The following is a 10,270-nucleotide window of genomic DNA, read 5'->3' on the forward strand; positions in this document are numbered from 1 at the left end:
AAAGCGTCGAGCACATGCCGATGGCCCATAAAAAGCGAGCCGCTCCTGGGACAGCAGGAGCGGCTCTTGAGACGCCGGTCTGGACGTGCATGCGGGGACGGGACCAGGCGCCTTGCTTGCCCACCGGATTGCTCCGGCGGATGGAATTACTTGACGCTGCCGACAGCCACGGCGCGGCCGTCCTGAAGCTTGACCCAGCGGGTCGGATCGCTGGACGACTGGCGCTTCAGGTAGGTGTACTCGGTATCGGCCCAGAGCATGACCTTGTTGCGCATGTTGTCGAGAATGAAGTCGCCGCGATCGGTGCGAACGGTCAGCACGGCATGGCCATCGCCATTCGGCTGCAGCACGACGGTCATCAGGAGGTTCGATGGCGAGAAGCCAGCTTCGATCAGCATCTTGCGCTTCAGAAGCGCATAGTCTTCGCAGTCGCCTGCGGTCTTCGGATAGGCCCAGCGTTCTTCGACGCCGTAGATCTCCATGTCGGTCATCGGCGTGATCTCCGAGTTGACCTGGTAGTTGATCTTCAGGATCGTCTTCCAGCTGTCTTCGGTCAGCACCATCGTGCCCTGGTCGCCGGCTGCGTTCTTGCAGTCCTCAGGAATTTCCTTGCAGAACTGGTAGGCGCCGATCGGCGGGCTGGTGTTGCCGAGAACGGTCATGCTCTGGTAGCCGGCCTGTCCGACGCCTGCCATCGACATGAGCATCGCAGCAGCGGCGAGGCCGCCCTTGATGAAGTTTGTTATCGTCATTTGTATGTCCCCGTTTGTGAGGAGACATTGCCAGATGTGTTTTTACTCGACGCAAAATTCAGAAGCAAAATTAAAGGCTTAGTTGATTCAAAAGCGCGTCGAATTCGACTAAAATCAACATCGAATTTTACCGGAATTCGAAGAGAATCTTTACCAAGACTGTTTCAAATTTTATCTTTCTCAAAAAGCCCCGCCGCCAACGGATGGCTCGTTTCGAGGCAAAAGATTAACGCGGGCGGTCAGGTCGCCATTTCGGTAATATTGCGTTCATCGTGAGCCTTGGAGGGAATCGGTGCTCTTTCGGCCGTTGGAACGCCGGATTCGCCCGCAAATGACGCGTTTTGGGCCGCTTTTTAAGGTGATGCGTCGAAAATTATTTTTGAGAAATTTCGCGAAATCTGTCTGTCGCGGCGATAATTGCGCGCGCCATGCCGTCGTGATCGGGCGCATGGGCGGCGTTTTCGACGATGATGAGCTCGCTTCCCGGCCACGCCCGCGCCAATTCCCATGCCGTGGTCAATGGCGCCTCCAGGTCGAGCCGTCCCTGAACAAGAATGCCGGGGATCGAGGCAAGCTTTCCGGCGTCCCGCAACAGCGCACCTTCCTCGAGCCACGCCGCATGGCTGAAATAGTGGGTTATGATCCGCGCACGGGTGAGCAAATACTCCGGATTGCGCCAGCGTCGCGGATAGCCCTCGGGGTTGGCAAGCAGGATGGAGGCCGCCTCCCAATCGTGCCAGTCCCGCGCCGCCTTGAGGCGCGCGTCGAGATCGGGCCCATTGAGCAATTCTCGATAACTCTCAAGAACGCCCTTGACTCTCATGTCACCGGGAAGAGATGCGTTGAGTTGGTGCCATTCCGCGGGAAACAGTGCGGCCATGCCCTGCGTCAACCATTCGATTTCCGATCGGCGCGTTGTCGTCACGCCGGCAATAACCATGGCCGCGACGCGGGCCGGATGGGTCTGCGCATAGGCGAGTGCAAGCGTGGATCCCCATGAGGTCCCGAACAGGACCCAATCCGTCACCTTTAGGTGACAACGAAGTTTCTCGATGTCATCGATCAGGTGCCAGGTTGTGTTGGTTGAGAGATCCGTCTCCATGTCGGCGGCATTGGGAAGGCTGCGGCCGCAATTTCTCTGGTCGAACAGGATGATGCGATAGGCGGATGGGTCGAAATAGCGTGCCGCCGAGGGCGATGCGCCGGAGCCCGGCCCGCCATGCAGATAGAGCGCCGGCCGTCCATGCGGATTGCCGTAGCTTTCCCAATGGATCAGATGGCCGTCCCCGACATCGAGGAAACCGTGATCGTAAGCTTCAATCTCGGGATAAAGAATCGACATCGGGCGCGCCTCCTAAAGAGGCGCTTCAATCCATCAGCTTTGTGAAGCCGGGATGACGATGATCAGAGAAATTCGCGCAGCGTATCGCGCGACTGCAGCGACAGGAACTCGATCGCGACACCTTCGACGAAGTGACGCACCACGCGGCCGCGCATGTTGCCGAGGCGAAGCGCTGTGCCGATCGCCGGGCGAACCTCGACGTCGACGGCAGCACCCGACAGCGACAAGTCCATGATCCGGCACATATACTGGGTGCCATCCTCGAGCGTGATTTCCGTCTGCGTCTCGCGTGGCATCAGACGATCGTGGCGACGATCTTCCGGCAGGCCGAGTTCGTGCTTGTTGGCGAGCCACGTCAGCTGCGCGGCAAGCTTCTCGCGCTTGCGCTCGGTGGCGTGGATGGACATGTTGAAGCCGCGGCTGTCGATCGTCTGGACATAGCCTTCAACGCGACCGAGGTGATCGATATAGGCGACGACGCGTTCGTTGACGCGCGGGCGGCCCTGGCAGGTCACATACATGTCGCCGGGCGACATATCGATGACCAGGCACTCGAATTCCTCGTAATTTGCCAGCATCAGGCGGCCCTGCATATTGATGGGCACGCGCTGGAATGCACCTTGTTCAAGGCGAGGCGCAGTTTTTTGCGTCTGAGCTTGCTGGAAAGCGTGCATCAAAGGGCTTCTTTTAAAAATAGCTTGGCGCCAAGCTTTACTCGCAATCCATTAACAGAAGGTTGTTCAGGCGAGGGTGATTTACCGCTCAGCGGTAGTGCCGAAATGGTGCATCCTGTTTCACGGGTTCATCCATCAGGCTGGACATCAGACGACGCACCGTATCGGCGATCGACCGGCTGCCGCTGGTCGCTGCACGGGGCTCGTTCGCGCCGCTTTGCGTGCTCTCCGCCGGGTCGAGCTGCTCATGCAGCAAACGGCTGCGGTCGAGCGCCAGGAACTGCAGCGGAACGACTTCCAGCCAGCTCGCGGTCGTGGCCGGTGCGATTGCGCCAAGCAGCTTGTCGCATTCTCCCTCGGCATTGCGCAGCGGCAGAAGAATGATCTCGAAGGCCGCGCGATGGCCGGCGGTGCTGTATCCGGTGGCGTTCAAGAGCGCCGGGATGCCGTGCTCCATGACGCCGACGGCGGTTTTCTCGATGTCCTCGTGCCCGTGTGCCCAGAGCTCCGACAAACAGCTGCCGCCGAGGTCGTGGCCGAAGAGATCGCAGATGCGCGTACCGGCGAGACGGAAGGTGACACGGCCGGCGCCTGACGTCTCTAGCATGAAGAGGCTGGAGAGAAGCTGCCTGATATCGCGTGGCTCCACCTGCGTCCGCAGGGGAGCGATCTCGCTGCCGCGTAGCTTGTTCCAGTAGTCGAAGATCTGGATGGTGGTGTTGAGGCGCATGGGACTGCCGATCTGTTTCATTTCGGTTCAAACGGCGGCCATCATGGCCACCTTGCCCTATGCCATGCGGATTTCATGCCAGATCCGGGCAGTTAAGGTTAAGGAAGGGTTTCGATTGTCTGTGACGGCCCGTCGTGCCAGTATCTTTTCATTGCTTCCGGTATTGGAAGTTCAGCATAAATTGCTCGGGCGCGAGGTCATTCTCGGGGGACGCTCAGCAAGCCGTTCGGTAGATTGCCGGACGGCTTTTTTTTTGACCTGTCGTCCTGTAAGCCAGTGCACGCGAAGTGAACGAGGAATGCAATGGACGATACGAACGAGCCGCACCAGCCGACCGAGCCCGCCGCCAAGCCGCCGCGTACGCCCATTTTTAATCTTCCAGGCGTCATTGTCGCAACGATCGGTCTCCTGGCGGCGATCTATGCCGTGCAGGCGATTTTCCTGACCGAAAGCGGCGTCGACATGCTGTTCTTCGATTTCGGCTTCATCCCGCTACGCTACATCACGCCCTTGGCGGAGCAGGGCCCGCAATTGTTCTGGACGCCGCTCACCTATTCGCTGCTGCACGGCAATATCGAGCATATCCTGTTCAACGGGCTCTGGCTGATGGCGTTCGGCGCCCCCGTCGCCCGCCGCATTGGCTGGGTTCGCTACACGGTCTTTTGGGTGCTCGCCGCCGTCGCCTCGGCCGCGCTTCACGCCGTGCTGAATTGGGGGCAAGCGACCGTGCTGATCGGCGCATCCGGCGTCGTTTCGGCCCTGATGGGTGCTGCCTGCCGCTTTGCGTTCCCGTCGGAGCGCCGCGTCGCGCTTCCCGCCCATCTCAATCCGCGCCTCTCGATCGCGGAAACCTTCCGCAGCCGAACCGTCGTCATGTTCATGCTCTTCTGGTTCGTCGGCAACATCCTGATCGCCGTCGGCATTCCACTGATCGGTGACACCGGCGCGCCGATCGCCTGGGACGCCCATATCGGTGGCTTTCTCTTCGGCTTCGTGCTGTTTTCGCTCTTCGACCGTCCGCCGCCCGAACTTCCCTCTATTTCAGAGGATGCGGATATATTGCAATCCTGAGCGTTGAAGTGCACCATTCGAACTGATCCGCGTTGGGAGGAGAGACCGTCGCGGATGCCTGTGATCAGCTGAAGTGTCTCACTTTCGACATAGGAGGTTCAAATGTCCAATACAGTCAAAGCCATACTGGATGCCAAGGGCAGGGACGTCGTCACCGCCGGCCCGAACACGACCGTTTCCGAAGCAGCCGCGATTCTGAGCAAGAAGAAGATCGGCGCCATCGTCATCGTCGGCATGGAAAACAAGATCGCCGGGATCTTTACCGAGCGCGACGTGGTTCACGCCATCGCCAAGTCCGGCCCCGCCTGTCTTGATAGCTCCGTGGCATCGGTCATGACGGCGAAGGTCTATCGCTGCAACGAGGCAACGACGGTCAACGAGCTGATGGAACTGATGACCAGCCGGCGCTTCCGCCATGTGCCGGTCGAAACCGCTGGAAAGCTCGCCGGCATCATCTCGATCGGTGACGTGGTGAAGACCCGTATCGCCGAGGTCGAACGCGAGGCCGAGGACATTAAGGCCTATATCGCAGGCTGAATGAAGGCGCGCCGGCTTGCTCAGCTGGAGCCGGCGAACAACTCCTGCATGCGCCTCAACTCGGGAAGCCGCGCCGTGGCTTCCTGATAGCCGCGCTCGATCGCTTCGCCGGCGCGATGAAACTCCGAAAGACCGATGTCGCTCAATCTCGGTTGAAGCGAGATATCTGGCGGATCGCCGGCGAGACGTGCGCGTGCGATGCGGTCCTGGATGATATTGAACGCCTGCACCATCACACCGGTCATGCCGAGCTTGGCATAAGGCGCGTGCTCCTGCTTCTGCACCTCGGACGGCGTCAGGCTGGCGCTATGGCGCACCACCGCGGAGCGGCCATAGATGTCGTAGTTGAGGTTGACGGCGACGACCAGCGGCTGCTCATAGGCGCGACAGACCGAGACCGGAACGGGATTGACCAGTGCGCCATCGACCAGCGTTCGGTGATTGCTGCGAACCGGCTCGAAAATGCCGGGCAGGGCATAAGACGCCCTCAGTGCCGTGATCAGCGAGCCGTTGGCGATCCAGACCTCGTGGCCGCTATTGACTTCGGCCGACACAGCGACGAACGGGCGGTCGAGATCCTCGACATTCAGCCCTTCCAGATGTTCCTGCATGCGCTTGGTGAGCCGCATGCCGCCGAACAGGCCGCTGCCGCCGATGGTAAGATCAAGTAGGCTGGCGATCCGGCGCATGGTCAGCGACCGGGCGAAACCCTCGAGCTCGTCGAGTTTGCCCGCCAGATAGCAACCGCCGACCAGCGCGCCGATCGATGTGCCGGCAATCATGCCGATCTCGATGCCCGCTTCGTCAAGTGCACGCAGTACACCGATATGCGCCCAGCCGCGCGCAGCACCGCCGCCAAGGGCAAGCGCCAGCTTCGGCTTCTTCGGTGTGGGGGCGGGGAGCTTGATGTCGGAGGGCGAGGCGATGCCAGCGTCGGAACCGACGGCTTCGGAGCCTTGACGGATCAAACTCCAGCTCACCATGGCAAACCTCCCCCTGGCACGACGCGCAGGCAAATATTAGTGCGCCGCCACCCTTTCGAATTGGTATATGGCCGCCCCTCCTGACCCCAAAAGAGACGGTGTGCCGTTGTTACGGCTCCTTTCCGTAGACTTCGTGAGGATCGAACTGGCGCTCGTCGTCGGCGATCTCGAGCATCGGCTTGCCGTCTTCCAGGCTCACCGTCCGATAGAAGCAGGAACGGCGACCAGTGTGGCAGGTCGCATCGTGACCGGCAACTTCGACCTTTAGCCAAATTGCATCCTGGTCGCAGTCGGTGCGGATTTCCTTCACCGTCTGGATGTTGCCCGAGGTTTCGCCCTTCAGCCAGAGCTTGCCGCGCGAGCGGCTGAAATAGTGGGCCTGGCCGGTCTGGATGGTCAGCGCCAATGCCTTGGCGTTCATATGCGCCACCATGAGCAGTTCGCCGTCATTGGCGTCCGTCACGATAGCGGTGATCAGGCCGCGGTCATCGAACCGCGGCGTGAAATCACCGGCATCCTCGAGCTCGGACTTGTCTTCGGACGGCGCATTGAAGGCAAATGGCATCATCGCGGCTTTCTGAAATGAAGCCGGTCAGCGGCTCCGCACCATGGAAATAAACCGGGCTTGATCAGCCGGCTCAGTTTTAAATGTGCCGGTGAAGGTTGTCGTCAATGTGGTCGAGCCCTGTTTCTGAACACCGCGCATTGCCATGCACATATGTTCGGCCTCGATCATCACGGCGACGCCGCGGGGAGCGAGCGTTTCGTCGATCGAGCGGGCGATCTGGGCGGTCATGGTTTCCTGCGTTTGCAGGCGGCGGCCATAGATTTCGACGACGCGCGCGATCTTCGAAAGGCCGAGAACCTTACCGTCGGGCATATAGGCCACATGCGCCTTGCCGATGATCGGAACCATGTGGTGCTCACAGTGCGAGAAGAACGGAATGTCCTTCACCAGCACCATGTCGTCATAGCCGGCGACCTCTTCGAAGGTCCGGCCAAGCACCTCTTCGGCATCCATCTCATAGCCGGCGAAAAGCTCGCGATAGGCTTTCGCGACACGCGCCGGCGTATCCAGCAACCCTTCGCGCGAAGGGTCGTCGCCGGCCCAGCGGAGCAGCGTGCGCACCGCGTCTTCGGCTTCCTTCTGGCTTGGGCGATTGGCGTCTGGCGTGGTCTGCGGAAAGTTCTTTACGATGGCGTCCATCTGCAACTGTCTCCTGATCCGCAATGCGGACCGTATTTCGGACTAGCCACTGGCAATCCCACTCGGGAATAGTGCACCTTTGGCAGGCTCCGGGGCTTTCAGGGCTAAATTCTGCGGCCCATCCGGCACGGTTTCCCATTCAAACTTACCCGAGGCCATTGCATTTTTATGGCCTTCCAACGACATACATATAGGAAAACGGCATCGCTATGTAAGTCTTCCAGCGCGACACGGTGTGTTTTTGTTTGTGCTACAATAAACAATCAGCCGCCTATCCGCATGAAATATGGAGCGGAATACCCGATGGACGACATCTACAACAGTAAAATTCTCGAATTTGCCGGCAATATTCCGCTGATTGGCGCTATCGACGATCCCGACGCCAGCGCCCAGGCACACTCCAAGCTCTGTGGCTCGAAGGTCAGGATCTGGCTGAAGATGGACGGCGACACAGTCTCGGCCTTCGCCCACGACGTCAAGGCCTGCGCGCTCGGCCAGGCCTCGTCGTCGATCATGGCCCGCCATGTGGTCGGCGCGACGGCGCTGGAGTTGCGCCAGGCGCGCGCCGACATGCTTGCCATGCTGAAGGAAGACGGCGAAGGGCCATCGGGCCGCTTCGAGGACATGCGCTATCTGCGGCCGGTGCGCGAGTACAAGGCCCGCCACGCCTCCACCATGCTGACCTTCGACGCCGTGGTCGATGCGATCGGGCAGGTCGAGGCCAAGCGCGCCGAGACCGTGGAAGCCTGAGCGGATCGCCATGTGCCAGTTCTGCTCGCTGAACCATGATGACGACGAGGACGAAGGCGGCGCCGCCGCGTCCCCTAAGAGAAAACCGGTTCATCACTCGCGCAATTACACCGGCCCTTTCCGCAAGACACCGGACCGCCTGTTCGGCATGGGTCTGATCCGGCTCTACCAGCTGACCCTATCCGGCTTCATCGGCAATTCCTGCCGCCACATCCCGACATGTTCCGAGTACGGCTATGAGGCCATCGCCCGCCATGGCCTGTGGAGCGGCGGCTGGATGACGCTGTTTCGCGTCGGCCGCTGCGGCCCAGGCGGCACCAGCGGTCTCGACAGTGTGCCGGAGGTGCTGGGTGACCGTTTCCATTGGTGGACGCCGTGGCGCTATCTCGCGTTCGGCCGCAAGCCGACGTGACGGTTTACGTCGCACTCCTCCATAGCATCGTTCTGGCGCCGGGCCGCAGGGTGATCATGTCTGACCTGCGCGACATGGCCACGTCGCTCGGCTATCGCAATCCACGCACGCTGGTTTCAACAGGCAACATCGTCTTCGAAGCGCCGTCATCACCGAGTGGAGACATGGAGGCTCGGGTGGAGCAGGCGTTCCGCGCGCGCTTCGGAAAATCGGTCGATATCCTCGTCAGAACGGCCGAGGATTGGCGCAAGATCGCCGCCGCCAACCCGTTCCCTGACGGTAATGGCAGCCAGGTGATCCTGCGCGTCATGCGAAAACCTCTCGACCGCACCGTCATCGAGCGGCTGCAGCCTTACGCCCAGCCGAACCAACGCCTTGCCGTCATTGGCGGCGACCTCTGGATCGATTTTGCCGGCAAGCCCAGCGAATGGAAACTGCTCTCGGCCCTCACGACCAAGCGCATTGGCATCGGCACCGTGCGCAACTGGAACACCGTTCGCGGCCTTGCCGAAATGCTGGGCTAAACCCTCTTTTCCTTTACTGCGACGGCAAATCCCGGTATCAGGCGGCGGCGTATTCGTGATCTGAAACGCGTCATTGCAACCACCCGCATTCGTTGGCGGGACTGGACAAGGAGAAGTCTAAAATGTCCCAATCCGTTTCCCTGACATTCCCCGATGGTTCCGTGCGCAGCTACGACGCTGGCGCAACCGGCAAGGATGTCGCTGAATCCATTTCCAAGTCGCTTGCCAAGAAGGCCGTCGCCATCGCGATCGACGGCACCGTGCGCGACCTTTCCGATCCCGTCGTCGACGGCGCGATCGAGATCATCACCCGCACCGATCCCCGCGCGCTCGAGCTCATCCGCCACGACGCGGCCCACGTCATGGCCGAAGCCGTGCAGGAGCTCTGGCCCGGCACGCAGGTCACGATCGGCCCGGTGATCGAGAACGGCTTCTATTACGACTTCGCCAAGAACGAGCCCTTCACGCCTGACGATCTGCCGAAGATCGAAAAGAAGATGAAGGAAATCATTTCGCGCAACGCTGCCTTCACCAAGCAGATCTGGTCGCGCGAAAAGGCCAAGGAAGTCTTCGCCGCCAAGGGCGAAAGCTACAAGGTCGAGCTCGTCGACGCGATCCCTGAAGGACAGGATCTGAAGATCTACAATCAGGGCGAATGGTTCGACCTCTGCCGCGGCCCGCACATGGCCTCCACCGGCCAGATCGGTACGGCCTTCAAGCTGATGAAGGTTGCCGGCGCCTATTGGCGTGGCGACAGCAACAACGCGATGCTCTCGCGCATCTACGGCACGGCCTGGGCCGAGCAGGCGGATCTCGACAACTACCTGCACATGCTGGCGGAAGCCGAAAAGCGCGACCACCGCAAGCTTGGCCGCGAAATGGACCTGTTCCATTTCCAGGAAGAAGGCCCTGGTGTCGTCTTCTGGCACGGCAAGGGCTGGCGGATGTTCCAGGCGCTCACCTCCTACATGCGTCGCCGCCTTGCCGGCACCTATGAAGAGGTCAACGCCCCGCAGGTTCTCGATGCCTCGCTCTGGGAAACCTCCGGTCACTGGGGCTGGTACCAGGAGAACATGTTCGCGGTGAAGTCGGCCTATGCCTTCACGCACCCGGAAGACAAGGAAGCCGACAACCGCGTCTTCGCGCTGAAGCCGATGAACTGCCCGGGTCACGTGCAGATCTTCAAGCATGGCCTGAAGTCCTATCGCGAGCTGCCGATCCGTCTTGCCGAGTTCGGCACGGTGCACCGTTACGAAGCCTCCGGCGCGCTGCACGGCCTGATGCGCGT

The 10,270-nt window shown here is 60.7% G+C and carries 13 protein-coding genes; 6 read left to right on the forward strand and 7 right to left on the reverse strand.

Annotation, left to right across the window (positions count from 1 at the left end; genetic code table 11):
• Nucleotides 1-146: 146 nt before the first annotated feature.
• The 4 genes from B3605_RS03910 to B3605_RS03925 all read right to left on the reverse strand — a co-directional run bounded on the left by B3605_RS03910 (nucleotide 147) and on the right by B3605_RS03925 (nucleotide 3,498).
• Nucleotides 147-752: a transglutaminase-like cysteine peptidase gene (locus tag B3605_RS03910; RefSeq protein WP_018899921.1), complete on the reverse strand. Its 606-nt coding sequence runs from the start codon at nucleotides 750-752 to the stop codon at nucleotides 147-149.
• 373 nt (nucleotides 753-1,125) lie between these two features.
• A complete protein-coding gene (gene pip / locus B3605_RS03915) occupies nucleotides 1,126-2,094 on the reverse strand; it encodes a prolyl aminopeptidase (protein ID WP_296432384.1) in 969 nt (322 codons plus the stop codon).
• A gap of 62 nt (nucleotides 2,095-2,156) precedes the next feature.
• On the reverse strand, nucleotides 2,157-2,768 hold the full coding sequence (locus B3605_RS03920) for a PilZ domain-containing protein (protein WP_026283270.1): 612 nt from the start codon (nucleotides 2,766-2,768) through the stop codon (nucleotides 2,157-2,159).
• A gap of 88 nt (nucleotides 2,769-2,856) precedes the next feature.
• A complete protein-coding gene (locus tag B3605_RS03925; RefSeq protein ID WP_183794724.1) occupies nucleotides 2,857-3,498 on the reverse strand; it encodes a PAS domain-containing protein in 642 nt (213 codons plus the stop codon).
• 303 nt (nucleotides 3,499-3,801) lie between these two features.
• On the opposite strand from B3605_RS03925, the gene B3605_RS03930 reads away from it, so the two are divergent.
• Both B3605_RS03930 and B3605_RS03935 read left to right on the forward strand, forming a co-directional pair.
• Nucleotides 3,802-4,569, forward strand: coding sequence for a rhomboid family intramembrane serine protease (locus B3605_RS03930; RefSeq protein WP_112945626.1), 768 nt, complete (start codon nucleotides 3,802-3,804; stop codon nucleotides 4,567-4,569).
• Between the two features lie 102 nt (nucleotides 4,570-4,671).
• Entirely contained in the window at nucleotides 4,672-5,106 is a 435-nt protein-coding gene (locus B3605_RS03935) for a CBS domain-containing protein (protein ID WP_047510387.1), read from the forward strand.
• Between the two features lie 20 nt (nucleotides 5,107-5,126).
• On the opposite strand, the gene B3605_RS03940 is transcribed toward B3605_RS03935, so the two are convergent.
• The 3 genes from B3605_RS03940 to folE form a co-directional block, all read right to left on the reverse strand.
• On the reverse strand, nucleotides 5,127-6,089 hold the full coding sequence (locus B3605_RS03940; protein ID WP_112945625.1) for a patatin-like phospholipase family protein: 963 nt from the start codon (nucleotides 6,087-6,089) through the stop codon (nucleotides 5,127-5,129).
• Between the two features lie 109 nt (nucleotides 6,090-6,198).
• The gene (gene hisI / locus B3605_RS03945) at nucleotides 6,199-6,657 is read right to left on the reverse strand and encodes a phosphoribosyl-AMP cyclohydrolase (protein ID WP_047510393.1); all 459 of its coding nucleotides are present in this window, start codon (nucleotides 6,655-6,657) and stop codon (nucleotides 6,199-6,201) included.
• Between the two features lie 24 nt (nucleotides 6,658-6,681).
• On the reverse strand, nucleotides 6,682-7,296 hold the full coding sequence (gene folE, locus B3605_RS03950; RefSeq protein WP_112945624.1) for a GTP cyclohydrolase I FolE: 615 nt from the start codon (nucleotides 7,294-7,296) through the stop codon (nucleotides 6,682-6,684).
• A 303-nt stretch (nucleotides 7,297-7,599) separates the two neighbouring features.
• On the opposite strand from folE, the gene B3605_RS03955 reads away from it, so the two are divergent.
• From B3605_RS03955 to B3605_RS03970, 4 genes are all read left to right on the forward strand, one after another.
• Nucleotides 7,600-8,046, forward strand: a complete 447-nt coding sequence (locus tag B3605_RS03955; RefSeq protein WP_296432394.1) for an iron-sulfur cluster assembly scaffold protein — start codon at nucleotides 7,600-7,602, stop codon at nucleotides 8,044-8,046.
• A 10-nt stretch (nucleotides 8,047-8,056) separates the two neighbouring features.
• Nucleotides 8,057-8,458 (forward strand): membrane protein insertion efficiency factor YidD, encoded by a 402-nt coding sequence (gene yidD, locus B3605_RS03960; RefSeq protein WP_112945622.1) that lies wholly within the window; start codon nucleotides 8,057-8,059, stop codon nucleotides 8,456-8,458.
• Entirely contained in the window at nucleotides 8,455-8,982 is a 528-nt protein-coding gene (locus B3605_RS03965; protein ID WP_112945621.1) for a DUF1697 domain-containing protein, read from the forward strand. Before yidD ends, B3605_RS03965 begins: the two co-directional genes overlap by 4 nt.
• Before the next feature lie 122 nt (nucleotides 8,983-9,104).
• A partial coding sequence (locus B3605_RS03970; RefSeq protein WP_296432397.1) for a threonine--tRNA ligase occupies nucleotides 9,105-10,270 on the forward strand: 1,166 nt, incomplete at its 3' end.

Source organism: Rhizobium sp. UBA1881, from assembly GCF_002338015.1.
GTDB lineage: Bacteria > Pseudomonadota > Alphaproteobacteria > Rhizobiales > Rhizobiaceae > Rhizobium.